The organism is Kitasatospora sp. NPDC086791, from assembly GCF_040685975.1.
GTDB lineage: Bacteria > Actinomycetota > Actinomycetes > Streptomycetales > Streptomycetaceae > Kitasatospora.
The window spans coordinates 15,065-30,001 of record NZ_JBFBOC010000042.1; the positions used below are offsets into that span (position 1 = coordinate 15,065).

The 14,937-nt window shown below is 72.6% G+C and carries 17 protein-coding genes; 9 read left to right on the forward strand and 8 right to left on the reverse strand.

What is annotated here, in order from left to right; translation table 11 throughout:
* Positions 1 to 193: 193 nt before the first annotated feature.
* A complete protein-coding gene (locus AB0Q99_RS31495; RefSeq protein WP_363577184.1) occupies positions 194 to 952 on the reverse strand; it encodes a class E sortase in 759 nt (252 codons plus the stop codon).
* A gap of 547 nt (positions 953 to 1,499) precedes the next feature.
* Between AB0Q99_RS31495 and AB0Q99_RS31500 the strand changes: the two genes are divergently transcribed.
* Together AB0Q99_RS31500 and secG are read left to right on the forward strand one after the other, a co-directional pair.
* A complete protein-coding gene (locus AB0Q99_RS31500; protein WP_363577186.1) occupies positions 1,500 to 2,741 on the forward strand; it encodes a hypothetical protein in 1,242 nt (413 codons plus the stop codon).
* Between the two features lie 425 nt (positions 2,742 to 3,166).
* A complete protein-coding gene (gene secG / locus AB0Q99_RS31505; RefSeq protein WP_363577245.1) occupies positions 3,167 to 3,403 on the forward strand; it encodes a preprotein translocase subunit SecG in 237 nt (78 codons plus the stop codon).
* Positions 3,404 to 3,576: 173 nt separating this feature from the next.
* Here the strand turns inward: secG and AB0Q99_RS31510 are convergent, their stop codons facing one another.
* Entirely contained in the window at positions 3,577 to 4,281 is a 705-nt protein-coding gene (locus AB0Q99_RS31510; RefSeq protein WP_363577188.1) for a glycoside hydrolase family 16 protein, read from the reverse strand.
* Positions 4,282 to 4,563: 282 nt separating this feature from the next.
* Between AB0Q99_RS31510 and AB0Q99_RS31515 the strand changes: the two genes are divergently transcribed.
* Entirely contained in the window at positions 4,564 to 5,511 is a 948-nt protein-coding gene (locus AB0Q99_RS31515; protein ID WP_363577190.1) for a hypothetical protein, read from the forward strand.
* 102 nt (positions 5,512 to 5,613) lie between these two features.
* Here AB0Q99_RS31515 and AB0Q99_RS31520 read toward each other — a convergent pair whose 3' ends face one another.
* Entirely contained in the window at positions 5,614 to 6,066 is a 453-nt protein-coding gene (locus AB0Q99_RS31520; RefSeq protein ID WP_363577192.1) for a DUF1801 domain-containing protein, read from the reverse strand.
* A gap of 269 nt (positions 6,067 to 6,335) precedes the next feature.
* On the opposite strand from AB0Q99_RS31520, the gene AB0Q99_RS31525 reads away from it, so the two are divergent.
* Both AB0Q99_RS31525 and AB0Q99_RS31530 read left to right on the forward strand, forming a co-directional pair.
* Positions 6,336 to 6,935 carry a TetR/AcrR family transcriptional regulator gene (locus tag AB0Q99_RS31525; RefSeq protein WP_363577194.1) on the forward strand — a complete coding sequence of 200 codons (600 nt, stop codon included), beginning with the start codon at positions 6,336 to 6,338 and terminating at the stop codon, positions 6,933 to 6,935.
* A 97-nt stretch (positions 6,936 to 7,032) separates the two neighbouring features.
* A complete protein-coding gene (locus AB0Q99_RS31530; RefSeq protein WP_363577196.1) occupies positions 7,033 to 7,764 on the forward strand; it encodes a VC0807 family protein in 732 nt (243 codons plus the stop codon).
* Between the two features lie 137 nt (positions 7,765 to 7,901).
* Here the strand turns inward: AB0Q99_RS31530 and AB0Q99_RS31535 are convergent, their stop codons facing one another.
* The gene (locus AB0Q99_RS31535) at positions 7,902 to 8,114 is read right to left on the reverse strand and encodes a cold-shock protein (RefSeq protein ID WP_363577197.1); all 213 of its coding nucleotides are present in this window, start codon (positions 8,112 to 8,114) and stop codon (positions 7,902 to 7,904) included.
* 246 nt (positions 8,115 to 8,360) lie between these two features.
* Here AB0Q99_RS31535 and AB0Q99_RS31540 point away from each other — a divergent pair, with 246 nt between their 5' ends.
* A complete protein-coding gene (locus AB0Q99_RS31540) occupies positions 8,361 to 8,984 on the forward strand; it encodes a DUF4328 domain-containing protein (protein ID WP_363577199.1) in 624 nt (207 codons plus the stop codon).
* A 67-nt stretch (positions 8,985 to 9,051) separates the two neighbouring features.
* Here AB0Q99_RS31540 and AB0Q99_RS31545 read toward each other — a convergent pair whose 3' ends face one another.
* Positions 9,052 to 9,705, reverse strand: coding sequence for a GPP34 family phosphoprotein (locus tag AB0Q99_RS31545; protein WP_363577201.1), 654 nt, complete (start codon positions 9,703 to 9,705; stop codon positions 9,052 to 9,054).
* Positions 9,706 to 9,889: 184 nt separating this feature from the next.
* Between AB0Q99_RS31545 and AB0Q99_RS31550 the strand changes: the two genes are divergently transcribed.
* Positions 9,890 to 10,306: a hypothetical protein gene (locus tag AB0Q99_RS31550; protein ID WP_363577203.1), complete on the forward strand. Its 417-nt coding sequence runs from the start codon at positions 9,890 to 9,892 to the stop codon at positions 10,304 to 10,306.
* 93 nt (positions 10,307 to 10,399) lie between these two features.
* Here AB0Q99_RS31550 and AB0Q99_RS31555 read toward each other — a convergent pair whose 3' ends face one another.
* The 3 genes from AB0Q99_RS31555 to AB0Q99_RS31565 form a co-directional block, all read right to left on the reverse strand.
* A complete protein-coding gene (locus AB0Q99_RS31555) occupies positions 10,400 to 11,341 on the reverse strand; it encodes a hypothetical protein (RefSeq protein ID WP_363577205.1) in 942 nt (313 codons plus the stop codon).
* Positions 11,338 to 12,381 carry an SPFH domain-containing protein gene (locus AB0Q99_RS31560; protein ID WP_363577207.1) on the reverse strand — a complete coding sequence of 348 codons (1,044 nt, stop codon included), beginning with the start codon at positions 12,379 to 12,381 and terminating at the stop codon, positions 11,338 to 11,340. The genes AB0Q99_RS31555 and AB0Q99_RS31560 overlap by 4 nt, the downstream gene beginning before the upstream one ends.
* A 77-nt stretch (positions 12,382 to 12,458) precedes the next feature.
* Positions 12,459 to 12,878: a MarR family transcriptional regulator gene (locus AB0Q99_RS31565; protein ID WP_363577209.1), complete on the reverse strand. Its 420-nt coding sequence runs from the start codon at positions 12,876 to 12,878 to the stop codon at positions 12,459 to 12,461.
* A gap of 115 nt (positions 12,879 to 12,993) precedes the next feature.
* Between AB0Q99_RS31565 and AB0Q99_RS31570 the strand changes: the two genes are divergently transcribed.
* Both AB0Q99_RS31570 and AB0Q99_RS31575 read left to right on the forward strand, forming a co-directional pair.
* Positions 12,994 to 13,818, forward strand: a complete 825-nt coding sequence (locus tag AB0Q99_RS31570) for an SDR family oxidoreductase (protein ID WP_363577211.1) — start codon at positions 12,994 to 12,996, stop codon at positions 13,816 to 13,818.
* A gap of 179 nt (positions 13,819 to 13,997) precedes the next feature.
* Complete coding sequence (locus AB0Q99_RS31575) at positions 13,998 to 14,762, forward strand: VOC family protein (RefSeq protein WP_363577213.1); 765 nt, start codon at positions 13,998 to 14,000, stop codon at positions 14,760 to 14,762.
* The last annotated feature ends 175 nt before the right edge of the window (positions 14,763 to 14,937 follow it).

Here is a 14,937-nt window from a genome sequence, read left to right on the forward strand (position 1 = left end):
CTCGATGTTTCAGGCCCGCCGTCGCATTGTCAGGGCCCTCCGAGGGCAGGAGGCTCATCTGTCCCGCACCGGCGCGTCGCCTGGCACGGGCAATGGGCGCATACGTGCCGCGGGACGGGCGAGCGGTAGGGCTGGGCAATTCCCGGCCGCAACCGTGCGGTTCGGATGCCCGTCTACGTCCGCAGCGCGCGAATCACATCCTCCGATCCGGCCCGGACATGCCGTCGCGGCGAGGCTGCCAAGCGATCTGGTGGCCCCAATAGATCATGCGTTTGGCCGATGTGACGGGTGGCCAGCACGTCGTGAGAGTGACGTACCGACCGGGAGCGGTGAACCCCGAGTGCTCGGGGATCGGGGCGACCACCCCCACACTCGAAGGGTCCGTCAGATATGGCCCCGCGTCGATGGTGTACGTGTACCAGGAGCCGGCCGTTTCGACGTAGAGGTGATCGCCGACGCGCAGCAGGTCCAGATCGGCGAACGGGGCTCCGTAGGTGATGCTGTGAGCCGCCAGTGCGACATTGCCCTCCTGGCCCGGCTCGGCCGAGGACGGGTTGACCCGGTAGTGCCCGATCAAGCCGCGGTTGAGAACGTCGTCCCGGCCGATGCCCTCGGCGATGACCCCGCTCCAGTCCTTCCCCAGCCTTGGAATGTAGAGGATTCCGACCGCATCGCCCGGAGCCGCCCGGGACCACGGCACCACCGAGGCGATGCCGCCGTCGTCGGTGTGCGGCTGTCGCTCCCACTGCCGGAGAAGCCGGCCTGTGGTATCCAGCTGCGCATGATGGGCTCTCAGATCGGTCCACCAGAGCTCGTAGGCCACGAAGAGACAGACCAGCAATCCGATGGTGAGGATCAGCTCGGCGGTACCGGCCAGTAGGGCGTGTGCAACGTCCCGTGCGGGCTGCCGCACGGGACGGCAACCGTGGGCTGAGACGGCGGTGGCGGGCACGACTCGTACTCCTTAGTGGCGCTCTCGCGCGCCTTGGCGGACGGTAACCGCGACGTATCGCGGGGCGTTCTCGGAAAGCACCCGCGCAGTGCCGAGGCCGACCAACCGCTCGTCCGCACGGGCAGCGGCCGCGCAGCTTTGCTTTCCACCTGTACCAGGAAACTATCTGACGAACCATGGCCTGTTTCGGGTACGGCCGATCGTGGCCCTCGGGGAGCGGCCTTTCGGTGCGGGTGACATCCCGCCACGGGGCGGGTGGGCCCGGCCTGGTCGACAGGCCGTCATATAGCTTTTCCGGCAATCGAATGCCCTACAGGAGATCCCCGATTTGGGGGCACTCCGGTGGCGAGGCGGCCGAGCTCCCGAACACGATGGCGGAGTAAGCCAGCACAACCCAGGAATCACCGAACACGGAGGACCGGCCGTGCCCACCAGCCTCCACGAGAACAGCGGAACGAGAACCGGTGGCGGTTCCTGCCCCGCGCCCACGCTCCGGCGAAGACCGCACCACCGTCCTCGGCAGCATCACCAAGCCTCGGGAGCACCAGTGTCCGCTCCGTCCAAACGTCTCGTCCACGCCGTCGCCGTGTCCTGCGCCTTGCTGACGGTGTCGATCGTGCCTGCCTTTGCCGATCCGGTGCCCGGTCCGCCGGGAGTCGCCGGCCGGCCCGCCGAGGCCACCCCGAATCCGGCAGCAGCGGCGAGCGGTCCTGCAGTGCCAGACCCTTCCGCGTTGGGCGCCGTTCCTCTGCCGTCCGCCGCGTCGGGTGCCACGGCTCCGGTCGCGACAGGGCCCGGCAATGCCCAGGTGCCCGGTGCGGCGGTGCCGAATCCGGCGACAGTTCCCGGACCCGCCGCGCTCCCGTCCGTCCCGCCCGCACCGCAGCCGGCGGCGCGTCTGGTCGCCATGAACGTGACCAGCGGCATTCAGCCAGGCCCGGACGGCCGCGACCTGACCACCTACACCATCACCCTGGCCAACCGTGGCACCGCGCCGGTCACAGGGCTCAGGGTGGTGCAGACCCTGCCTGACACCTTCGTCAATGCCGTCACCGACCGGGGCGGGCAGATCGCGGGGTCCCAGGCCGCCTGGACCGTCGACCTCGATCCGGGAGCCCAGACGAAGATCACTACGAGCGGCAGTGTCCCGGAGAGCCAGCCCACGGGGGCATGGACACTGGCGTGTGCCTACGCAGCCGGTGAGAGCCAACCGTTCCTGTGTGCCACCCACACGCAGGCGCAGCAGGCCGCCGCACCCGAAGGCAGGGCGCCGTGGTGGCCTGTGGCCGCGGCGGTCGCTGCAGTCCTGCTCGCCGCAGGCTCGGTCGTGGCACACGTGATCCAGCGCCGAAGGCAGTGCAGACCGAGATCCGGGCTCACCCGGGCAGCCACGGTCCCGCGCGAGAGCGCGGTGCTGATGCCGGAACCACCACACGTACGACGCGAGCCGGCCAAGAGTGGAGAGCCGGATCCCACATATCCGCGTGTTGCGGAGCGGCGGGTCCCGGACCGGACGGAAACGGGCGTCCTCGCGTGGTGGCGCCCGCCCGCAGACCCGGCCGGTGCCACGCCCGACCACGGTGTCCGCCGACATTTCCGCCACGACGGCACCGAGCACGAGTACGCGGGGTACGGGGGAGCCCGGCCGACCCGGGGGGTCGACGTCCCCGGACATCCCACCGAAGAGAACACGGTGCTGTCGGTGGCCGAGAAGAGCCCGCCCCTGTCCGTGGTCGAGGAGACCCTGATGTTCCCCGCAACCGGCAAGCCATCTCCCAGGAAGGGCTGACGGCGCCTCGGGTGAGAGTCCCGAAAGACCGGGCAACCTGACGTGGGTCCGAGAGCATCCGGGCCTACGTCAGGACACCGGCGCGTCCCCGCGCGGTCCCTGTCACTTCTTCAGCATGCGCATCGTGAAGGTCCGGCGGCCGAGGCCGTGGTCCGGCGGCGTCGATGTGCTCCGACTCGGAAGGCATGACTTGTCGGGACGGTTTGTCACGCTGCTCCACCACCGCATGTGAGGCAGAGCCGAATATCGTACGGACCTTTTCTCATCGGCTGATCCAGCCGTCGCGGTTCGACTCGTCAGGCACGTGAGATGCCTTCCGGGTATGGGACGGTGCGGCCTCGTCCGGGAATTGCGACGCCGCTTGTACTGTGACCGCGAGCGGAGCGCCGGCCGGCGCTGTACAGCAACGGGAAGGCCTGTTCGGCGTGGTTCTCGTACTCTTGATCGCTTTGATGGTTCTCAGCCTGCTGCTCGTCGCTCTTGTGCTGGCGCACAAGAGCAGTGGTGGTGGCGTGGCGGGAATGTTCGGGGGGCGCCTCCAGCCCGGGGACAGCGACTCCGTGGTCGTGGAACGCAACCTCACCCATCTCACGGTTGCCGTCGCGCTCGCCTGGTTCGGCTGCATGGTCGCCCTGATGGTGATGGCCACCGCTGGTGCGTGATGGCCCTCGCCGAGGTGCGGCCGCGTGAACCTGGATCTGCGACCCCGGACCTTCACGACCCGGCCCGTCGAGGTGTGGTGAGTGGATCTGCCGCGAGCACGGCATCGTTCTGCCGGCTCACCAAGCACCGGTCGCCCGCCACCACAGGAGGACCGAGTTGCGCCGACGGGCCCTCAGGTCGGATGTCGAGAGACGTTCGGATCGGAGAAGGCCGACTCCCTTGGTCCGAGCCTCCTGGGCGAGCACGCCGAGGAGAGCGGTCCGCGTGGCGCGGCTGCCAACGGCGTACAGTCCCCTGTGTGGTTCATTTCCTCAGGAACGAGTTCGCCCTCTGCCAGGACTTCGCATAGTCGACGAGCAGATGTCCCTGGCTGCCAGGGGCCGGCGGGATCACGGAGTAGACGAAGTTGTCGAGGAGAACATGCGTAGGCCCGTACGAGGTCCCGGTACTGTGATGCACCATCTTGCCGTCGATCCACCAGTCCGTTCCCCCCCGGCTCGATGTCGACACCGTACACGTGGAAACCTGCCGTGGGATCGAACGGAAGACGGTGCGCGACACCGTTCCTGCCTGAGGCGCGCTGGCTGAGGTGCACACGAGAGTGGTCGTTGGAGTAGAACTCGAAGATATCGGTCTCGCCGTTCCCGGGAAGGGACACGCCGGGTGCCTCCCAGGTCCACAGCGCCGGCCAGAACCCCTTGGCGGCAGGGAACTTGGCTCGTACCTCGGTGGACCCGTAGCGGAAGGAGTAGGACGGCGACGTGTTGATCATGCAGCTCGACCAGTGGTACCTCTTTCCGGTCCCGCTGGTGACATCGTCCGGCTTGGCGATGATGTCCAGGATGCCGTCGGCCACCCCACCCGCTGAAGACGGCATCCGCACGATCCTCGGACTGCTCGACGGCCGGGGCGCACCCAGGTCGTCGAAGGCCGTACCGTCCCGCCCCGCCGGGCCCTACCCGCCCAGTGCTCCGCTGACGCCGACACCGGGACGCCTGCCGCGTCCGGCCGGGTGCGCCGGGCCCTGGGCGGGGCGGAGGCCGCCGTGCGACGGTGAGGAGAGGACCGCGGCTCCGGGCACACGTGGCGCCACCGCGTGACGCCACCGCGTGACGGGTCCCGGCAGGCCACGGTCCGCGCGGCCGCCGGAGGATGCATCATGCGTGCGAGGGACAGGACACCGGAAGACCCGGGGGACGAGCACCGGAACGCGCACGGCGACGAGCCCCCGGCGCCGTCACCGGGCCCGCAGACGCCCGGGAAGGCGGGTGCCGGAAAAGCCCGGCAGACCCGGCAGGCCCGGAGGGCGGCCGAGTGGGGCAGGGCGAAGTACATCGGGTCCTGGGCCGAGAGCCTGTGGGGGCGGCTGGACGCGGTGGACTTCCTCAGCCAGGCCATGGTGCTGGCCGCCACGCTGCTGCTGTGCGCGGTCCCGTTCCTGCTCGTGGTGTCCGCCCTGGCGGGGCGGTCGGCGGTGGCCGGGCTGACGTCGCGGCTGGGCCTGAGCCCGCAGGCCTCCGCCGACGTCGGCCACCTGTTCGCCTCCTCCTCGGCCACGTCCTCGTCGGTCACCGGCCTGTCCTGGGTCTTCTGCATCCTGGGCGGGCTCGCCGTCGCCGTCTCGATCCAGCAGCTGTACCAGCGGGTGTTCCAGTTGCCCAGGCAGGCCTGGGACAGGCTGCGCGCGCTGGTCTGGCTGGCCGCGGTGGTGGGCTCGCTCGCGCTGGCCACCCTGGTGGGCCGCACGTTCCATGCGAAGCAGCCGGTGCTGTGGTGGATCATCAGCGTCGTCGCGTGCGTCGGCTTCTGGTGGTTCACGATGTGGTTCCTGCTGGGCGGGCGCATCGCCTGGCGCAGGCTGGTGCCCTGCGCGGTCGCCACCGGCGCGTTCTGGACCGGCATGCTGGTCGTCTTCCACTTCACCTTCTCGGGCATGGTCGTCGGCAACGAGCAGGAGTACGGGCCGATCGGGGTGGTGTTCACCCTGATGTCGTTCTTCATCGCGATCGGCGTGGTGATCATCCTGGGCGCGTCCATGGGCATGATGTGGCACGACCGAGGCATGTCCTTCAGGGCGGCGCTCCGCAGGACGCGGTGGACGCGGTAGTCCCCCTGCGCCGCCCCACCCGCCCCTCGGACCAGCCGGCGGCCGTCGCGCATCAGCTCGCGCCCACCCGCCGCACCCGCCGCACCCGCCGCGCCCACCCGCTCAGGCGACCGCGCGCTTGACCAGCGCGGCGATCCGCTCCTCCACCTCCGCCGTGACCTCGGCCAGCGCGAAGTAGGCGGGCCACATCGGGCCGTCGTCCAGCTGCGCCTGGTCGCTGAAACCGAGCGTGGCGTAGCGGGACTTGAACTTCTCGGCGCTCTGGAAGAAGCAGACCACCTTGCCGTCCAGCGCGTAGGCGGGCATGCCGTACCAGAGCTTGGGGGCGAGCCCGGGGGCGGTGGCGGTGACGACGGCGTGCACGCGCTCGGCCATCACCCGGTCGTCCTCCCGCATGTCGGCGATCTTCGCGAGGACGTCGCGTTCGGCCTCGGCGGCCTTCTCGGCCTTGGAGGCGTTGCGCGCGGCCTTCTTCAGCTCCTGCGCGTGGTCCTTCATCGCGGCCCGCTCCTCGGCGGAGAAGCCCTCGTGCTGGCCGTTCTCGATGCTGGTCATGCCCACCCCTGTTGTCATGAGTCCGAGTCCCGATCGGTGGACCTGCCCGGTCGCGCCCGATCGCCGTGGTCACATCGTCGCCCGTCCGCCTCACGTGCCGCATCCGTACGTGGCCACGGATAGCACCACGGAGGGCCGACCCCGCCCTTCCGGGCCACCTCCTCCTGTTGCTGCCGGCCCGCACAATTCCTTGCTCGGCTGAGCCAACTGCCCTACAGTCTTGCTTGGGCAAGCAAGAATCTGCTTGCACAGGCAAAGGGGGTGTGGGGATGGGGCGGACGTTCACCGAGTCGGGGCGCCGGGCGCAGATCGTGCGGGCCGCCATCGAGGTGGTCGCCGAACTGGGCTACGCGAAGGCGTCGTTCAGCCGGATCGCGAAGCAGGCCGGGCTGAGCAGCACCGGCATGATCTCGTACCACTTCGCCGGCAAGGACGACCTGATGCACGAGGTCGTCGCCGAGGTGACCCGGGTGACCGGTGCGTTCATGGCGCCCAGGATCGAGGCGGCCGAAGGCGCGCGCGCCCGGCTGCGGGCGTTCATCGAGTCCAACGTCGAGCTGCTCGCGCTCTGGCCCGGGCACCTGAAGGCGCTGATCGAGGTGCTGCCCAACCTCGGCGGGGACGACCCGGCCACGGTGGGCTACCAGGCCTCCATGCACCTGCTGATGGAACAGCAGGAACAGGCGGTCCGGGCGGCCCAGGAGGCGGGCGAGTTCCGGGAGTTCGACGCCCGGCTGATGCTCGTCGCGCTGCGCGGGGCGATCGACGCCGTGGTGATGCGCTGGGTGGGCGACCAGGACTTCGACGTCGCCGGGGCCGGCCGCGAGCTGGCGGACATCTTCGACCGGGCCACCCGCGCCGAGCCGTAGCGGGACGCCCGGCTCGGCGGGCCCGGCAGGTCACACACAGCAACAGGACAGCACGGCACGGGACAGGGGAGCGGCAGTCATGGGAGGGGCGAGCGTGATGGGGGAGACCGTGAACGAGCAGGCCGAACAGGCGGAGCAGGCCGAGCACACCGAGCAGGAGACCGGAGCGGAAGCCGGCCGGCCGGGCGCCGCGCCGGGCGCGGACCGGAAGACGGGCGCCGCCAGGCGGGCGCTGGCCAGGTCGCTGGTCTTCGAACTGGCGCTGCCGCTCGGCGGGTTCTACCTGCTGCACGGCATCGGGCTCAGCCAGTGGGCCGCGCTCCTGATCAGCGGTCTGCTGCTGGTGCCGTGGCTGGTGCTCGGGATGGTGCGCAGCCGCCGGGTCGAGGCGATGCCGGTCTTCACCCTGCTGCTGATCGCGGTCGGCGCGTTGATGTCGATGGTCAGCGGCAGCCCCCGGGTGCTGCTGGTGCGCGACAGCTGGCTGTTCGGCCTGCTCGGGCTCTGGGTGCTGGGCACCCTGGCGACGCGGCGTCCGTTCATCCTGACCGCGGCGCGTCCGGTCGTCGCCGCCAAGCTCGGCGAGGCGGGCGCCCAGGAGTGGGCGGGGCGCTGGGACCACGACGCGGTCTTCCGCCGGCACCTGCGCACGCTCACCGCGGTCTGGGGCCTGGGGTTCGCCGTGGACGCCGGGATCCGGGTGGCACTGGCCTGCACCCTGCCGGTGGACGTGGTGCCGCTGGTGAACTCGCTGCAGTGGCCGGCGGTGCTGGGCGGGCTGTTCGGCTTCCACTTCCGGTACGTCAACCGCCACGGCCTGAAGGTCTGACGCCGGGCCGTCAGTCCACGGGCGGCCCTGGCCGGGAGGCGGGCCGACCGGGAGCACCGCCGCCCCTCGGGCGGACGGGCGGCCGACCCGGGCCGCTGCGCCCAGCCCAGCCCGGCCCGCCCGCCCGGGGCCGGGGCCTACTGCTCGACGCGGACCTTGTCGGCCTGCATCCCCTTCTGCCCCTGGACGGCCTCGAAGCTGACCTTCTGCCCTTCCACCAGGGACTTGAAGCCGCTCCCCTCGACCGCACGGAAGTGAACGAACAGGTCAGGCCCGGACTCCGGGGTGATGAACCCGTACCCCTTCTCGTCGTTGAACCACTTGACCGTGCCGTTCTGACGCTCCGCCATGTCTTCCCCTAGCCGATGTGAATCATTGCCGACCGCGATCCTTTCACGTTCGGTGAGGGAACGAGTGCCAAACGTCACGTGCGTCCCGGTTCCGGCCCGCGCCACCGTCGCGGGCCGCCCCGGCCGCGTTTGGCGGTTCGAACACGGAGCCCTATCCTTCTGGCGATCTCTGCGGTGACCGGCACCGCAGACGTGTTCGGTGGGGGCGCCGCAGTGAATTCCGAAGCCGCGGCGAGCGCCGCAGCCATGCGCGACAGGTCGCGCACCCGGGCCGGCGGCCCCGGTCCGGTCGCCGACCCGGGGGCGCTGGCCGTGGCCGCACAGGTGCTGATCGCCCTGCAGACCGCCGCGCAGGTGGCGGTGGGGGTGGCCGGAGGTACCCGGTCGGAGCTCTTCGCACGGTTCGTGCCGCTCTCGCTGCCGCTGTTCGTCACCACCGTCGTGGTGTTCTTGTGCTGGTTCCGGCGCTGCCGGCTCAACGCCGGACACTTCGCCCCCGGAACGCAGCGGCACTCGGCGGGACTCGCCGTCGGCGCGTGGTTCATCCCGGTCGTGATGTGGTGGGTCCCGCTCCGCGTGGCGCTGGACATCCGGCGTGCGAACCGCCCTGCGGGCGCGAACCCGCCCGCGGGCGGGGAGTGGCTGATCAACGCGTGGTGGGTGGCGTGGCTCGGCAAGACGATCGGCGCCGTGATCGCCATCCGGCTCGGGGCGCCCCGCCCGTACCCGTACTCGCTCTACGACGAGGTGGTCGGCGTCGTCGCCGCGGTTCTGGCGATCCTGGTGATCCGGCAGATCACGGCCGGTCAGACCGCCAGGATCCGCGCCGACCTCAAGTCCGTTCGCTACGGCCGGACTTCGTCCCACTGACCGAACCACCGACCACCCTCCGACCACCCTCCGGCCGGCCACCAGTCGACCACCGGCCGGCCGCCGCTCAGCCGCCGCCCATCCCGCCCTGGGCGGCGACCATGGTCAGGTGCAGCCCGCCCACCGCTCGGGCCAGGCCCGGGGCCGGCTCGGCGAGCCGCTCGGTGAACGCGGCGATCCGCCCGGCGTGGGTCCGGCGGTCCTTCCGGGAGAGCACCAGCCGCAGGTGCCCGTGGGCGGCCAGCGCCGCGAGGACGGCGTCGGCGAACGGCGCCCCGGCGGCCGGGGTGTCGCCGCGGACGAGCCCGGCCACCCGCGCCTGGAGGTCCAGGGCCTCGCGCGGATCGTCCATCGTCACCGGCCGCCGCGGCGCGACCGGGCCGTAGGGGTCCCGGTCCGCGACGGTCACCGCACCGAGCACTGCGAGCCGTTCCTCGACGGCCTCCAGGGTCTCCTCACGGCCGCGCCTGATCCACGACTTCCAGGTGTGCGGCCGGCCGCCCAGCTCGGCGAGCAGCGAGTCCAGGACCGGGTCCCCGGTGGCGGCGGCGGAGACGATCCGCGCCCGGCCCGCCCCGTCCTCCTCGACGGCGCCCCGGTGGGCGAGCTCGGCCAGGGCGGCCGCACGCACCAGGAAACCGGCGCGGGTGCGGTCCTGCAACGCCTGGGCCCGGGTGTCGAAGGCCAGCAGGTAGGCGTCCAGATGCAGTCCTCGGCTCATGCCACCGACGATACGGCGCGTCCGTCCGCCCGCCCGCCGTCGGCTCCGGGACGGACCCGCCCCCACCTGCGGAAGTACCGCCGTCCGCCGTCCGCTCGGTACGGATCCAGGGGCGCTGCTGCTCGCCGTGAGCCTGGTGAGCTGCGTGCCGGCCTTCCTCGGGGGAGCCCGGGAACCCGACCCGGTGAAGAGCGTGGGAACCGGTCTGCTCCTCTTCGCCGTGACCTGCTACGGACTCCTGCGGGCCCGCGGGCCCTGGTACCGGGAGCGGCTGGAACGGCTGAGCCCTCCGCCGCCGGCCGCGGAGCTGGTCGCGTCGGACGAGACCTTCGACCTGTTCTCCCGCGGTCTCACCACGCCCCTGCTCCTGGTGCTGCTGATCGGCCTCGCCCTCGGCTACGCGACGGGGATCCCGGTCGGCATGTTCGTGGCGGGCATGGCGGCCGCGATGCTCTGGCAGTCCCGCCGGCTGGCGGCCGAGGAGCGGCGGCTGGGCGGCCGGGTCCTGTGCCTCCACACCCCGGTCCGCGTCGCGGCCGACGACCCCCACGGCCCGCTGTACCGCCGGTCCCCCTTCTGGATCGTCCGCGAAACCCCCTGACGTCCCGGTCCGCCGCCCCTCCGGCGGGCGGAACCGGCCCCCCGTTCACCTGCTCCACGGCCGCACCCGTACCAGCGTGCGCGTACCCGCCCGTCAGCCGAGCAGCCGCAGGCGGGTCGTGGCGACGCCGAGCCGCACGCTCTGGCCCCAGGTGAGCTCCAGGGCGTCCGCCTCGATCCCGTCGCCGAAGGCCACCAGGTGCTCGGACTCGACGGTGAGCACCAACCGGCGCCCGTCCTCCAGCAGGCCGTGCACGTGACCGGTGCCCGTGGTGGGGGAGGGCCACGCCTCGCGGACGAACCAGGCCAGCGCCGGGGCGCCCGGGGCGGGCAGGACCAGGGGGCCGCCGCGCTCCAGCCAGGCCGAACGGCACCAGCCGGTGGCGCCCGTGCCGGTGCCGACCAGGACACCCGAGGACGCCTGAGCCTCCCCGCCGCCCCCGCCCCCGTCCCCAGCCCCGCCCCCGCCGCCCCCGTCCGTCCCGCCGTCCGCCGTCCCCAGCCGGTAGCGCGCCGTCTGGTGGCCCGGCTGCCCGACGTACACCTCGTTCAGCGCGAGCAGCCGCTGCCCGTCGTCCGCGACGGCCTCGACCATCGTCCGCTCCTCCAGCACCCCCTCGCCGCGCGCCGCCGCCCGCAGCAACCCGGGCAGGCCCGCCACCCGGTGACGCACCAGCACACCGGGGTTGCGGCCCGGGTCCGCGTCCACGCCGACCACCGGCTGACCGTCCAGGTACTTGGCCACGTTGGCCACCAGACCGTCCTGGCCGACCACGGCCACCACGTCCCCCGGCTCGAACAGGAAGCGCGGCAGGTCCGCCCGCTCGACCCGGCTGCGCCGCCAGTCCAGCGGCACGGCCGCCGCCGCCTCGGCGAGCGCCTGCGCCTGCCGCCGGTGACGCCGCTCCACCTCCTGGGCCGAGCGGCCCCGGGAGGCGAGGAAGAACGCGGCCTGCCCGGGCGTGCCGTGCCGGGCCACCAACTCCTCGTACTCGGTGCGCCGGTGCACCAGCACCACCCGCGGGGCGAGACTCACCGCTGCGCCCCGGCCGCCTCAGCCGCTCCTGCCGCCCCGGCCGAGCCGGCCGCCCCGAGCCGGGCCAGCAACCCGGTGAGCACGTCCGGGGTGAGCGTCACGCTGTCGATCCGCGGCAGGTGCTCCGCCAGCCGCATCAGCGCCAGCGCCCGCAGCACCGCCGGATCGGCCTGCTGGTGGGCCGCCAGCCAGGCCGCCTCCGCCGCCGCCCGGGCCTCGCCGAGCTCACGGGCGGCCTGCGCCTCGGCGGCGGCCAGCCGGGTGCGGCGCTGCGCCTCGGCATCGGTGCGGACCCGGTCGGCGGCGGCCTCCTCCTCCGCCTGGAGCCGGCGGTTGGCACCCTGCTGGGCGAGCAACTGCTCCTCGCGCCGGGCGAGTTCGATGCGGTTGGCGAGCTCGTTCTCGGCGATGCCGCGCTCGTGCTCGACGGCCACCGCGCGGCGTTCGAAGGTCGCCCGGTCGGCCTCCTGCTGCACCAGCTCGCGGGCCGGGGTGCGCAGCGCCCGCTCGACCTCGGGCTCGGGCCGCAGCGCCACCACCCGGACGGCGATCACGGCGAGTCCGGTCTCGGTGATCCGGGGCTCGTCGGCGAGGCCCTCGGTCATCCGCCGGCGCACCGCCGCCACCCCGTCCGCGAGGGCGCCGGCGAGCGGGGTTCGGGCGAGCAGGCCGAGCGCGTGCTGCTGGGCGGTCTCGGTGAGCAGCGTGGCGAGCTGGTCGAGCGGGGCCGCGCGCCAGGCGCCCGTGTCGGGGTCGATCCCGAAGTCGACGCGGGTGGCGGCGGTGGCCGGGTCGGTGATCCGGTAGGTGAGCGTCGCCTGGACGCTGACGTCCTGGAAGTCCGAGGTGCGGGCGTGGAAGAGCATGGCGAGTTCCCGGTCGTCCACCGGCACCTCGGAGATCGCCGCGGTCAGCGGCCGGAACCAGAACGCCAGCCCGGTCCCGTCGTGGGCGACCCGGCCGCGCCGCAGGTGGCGGATGTGCGCGGTGGGAACGGCGCGCAGGTGGCGCAGCCCGAATCGTCTGGTGATGTCGGCCATCGGAGAGACCCCCTTCTCGTCATGCCGACGATATTGGGTCGCCCCGATTTTCGTCAAGATGACGAAAACGAATCCCCTCAGGCCTCCAGGACCAGCCGCAACAGCTCCCGCAGCGCCTCGCGCTGCCCCGCCGTGAGTCCGGCCAGCGGCTCGGCCGCGAAGGGCATCCGGGCGCGCAGGTCGGCGGCCACGCCGCGCCCGGCCGCCGTGGCGGCGACGCGCTTGACCCGGCGGTCGGTCTCGTCGAGGCTGCGCTCGACCAGGCCGCGCGACTCCAGCCGGTCGATGATCACGGTCACGTTGGACGGCTCCGCGTGCAGCCGCTCGGCGATGCGCCGGGTGGGGACCGGGCTCTCGGCGGCGAGCAGCGCCTTGGCCTGCAGCGGGGTCAGGTCGTGGGCCGCGGCGGCGGCCTCGGACTCCTGGGTGTAGCGGCGGTTGACGGCCGCGAAGAGGCCGACGACCTCCCTGGTGAGCTCATCTGATGGGTCGGGCATGGGTCCAGCGTAACCAGGTGCTTGACAGGGTTGAATGTCAGCCCACATAGTTATGGTTCATATTGGTTATGGACCATAAGGGTCATGAACCGTAAGCATGTGAGGGGTCCATCCGATGAGCACCAAGACCGTCCTGATCACCGGCACGTCCTCCGGCATCGGCCTGGCCACCGCCGTCGCGGCCGCCCGCGCGGGCTGGCACGTGATCGCCACGATGCGCGACACCGCCAAGGCCGGCGCCCTGCTGGCAGCGGCCGAGGAAGCCGCCGTCACCGTCGACGTCCGCACCCTGGACGTGACCGACCCCGCCTCGGTCGAAACCTGCCTCGCCGGCCTCGACCGGCTCGACGCCCTGGTCAACAACGCCGGCGCGGGCCACGTCGGCACCCTCGAACAGGAGAGCGTCGAGGACGTGCGCGCCGTCATGGAGGTCAACTTCTTCGGCGTCCTGCACGTCACGAAGGCCGCCCTGCCCCTCCTGCGCGCGAGCAAGGGCCGCCTGCTCACCGTGACCAGCGTCGGCGGCGTCATCGGCCAGCCCTTCAACGAGGCCTACTGCGCCGCCAAGTTCGCCGTCGAGGGCTTCATGGAGTCCCTCGCCCCGGTCGCCGCCACCACCGGCGTGTCCGTCGGCGTCATCGAACCGGGCGCGGTCGCCAGCGAGTTCGTCGCCAACGTGGGCCTCCCGGACGACGCCCTGGAACAGGCCGGCCCCTACGCCCCGGCCCTGTCCGCCTACCTGGACCGCACCCGCGGCGCCTTCGCCAACGCCCAGACGGCCCAGGACGTCGCGGCCCGGATCGTCGACCAGCTCACCGCCGACCGGCCCGCCTTCCGGCTGCTCACCTCCGACGCCGCGCGCGCCTTCGCCGCCACCAAGCTCACGGACCTCGACGGCTCGGCCGTCCAGGCCCTGACCACCGCGTGGGTCGCCGGGTAACGCCCCGCCCCGGCCCCCGGGGCCGACCGGCCCGATCGGGCGCCACGCCCCGCGAGGCGCCCGCCCGACGGACCGCCGGCCGATTAGACTCGCCCACCATCAGCCGCCTGACCAGCGAAAACAACGAACGGCTACCCCCGCAGCAGCAGGACACCGCGTCGAAAGGCAGTGCGTTGAAGGTGACCGAGACCATCCCGGGTTCCCCGTGCTGGGCCCAGCTGAGCGCCCACGACCTCCCCGCAGCCCAGCAGTTCTACGGCGGACTGTTCGGCTGGACCGCCGAGACCGACCCGGACCCGCAGTACGGCGGCTACACGACCTTCTCCCACGACGGCGCGCCCGCCGCGGCCGTGGCCCCGCTGATGAACCCCCAGCAGCCGGTGATGTGGCTGCTGTCCTTCGCCGCCGACGACGTCGACGGCACCTGCGAGGCCGCCAAGGGAGCCGGCGCCCAGGTGTGGATGGGGCCGATGGAGATCGGCGACCTCGGCCGCTGGGCGCTGCTCAGCGACCCGACCGGCGCGCCGTTCGCCCTCTGGCAGGCCCGCGGGTTCGCCGGCTTCGGCGTGGTGGACGAGCCGAACGCCTTCGGCTGGGCCGACCTGTCGACCCGGGACAAGGACGCCGCACTCACCTTCTACCAGGGCGTCTTCGGCTGGCAGGTCCAGCCGCACGACACCTACCCGATGGTCGGCCTGGCCGGCCGGATGTTCGGCGGCGTGATGACGATGGACGCCTCCTTCCCGCCGGAGGTCCCGTCCCACTGGAACCCGTTCTTCACCGTCACCGACGTGGACGCGGCCGCCGCGACCGCGACCCGCCTGGGCGCCGAGGTCCTGCACGGGCCCGTCGACGCGGAGATGGAGAACGGCCCGAGGCTCGCGGTGATCCGCGACCCGCAGGGCGCCACCTTCGGCGTCTTCGCCCCCCGCACCGACGCCTGACCCGCCCCGCCCACCCGCCGGGCGCCTCCCACGGCCGGGACCTCGGGGCACCCCGCCCCGAAGTCCCGGCCTTCGTCCGCCCCCCACCCCCACCCGCCCCCGGTCCGGCCGCCACCCCGGCTTCCGGGTGACTGTGATTCCGCACCCCCGGTTCCAGCCGGACTGACCCCGAACC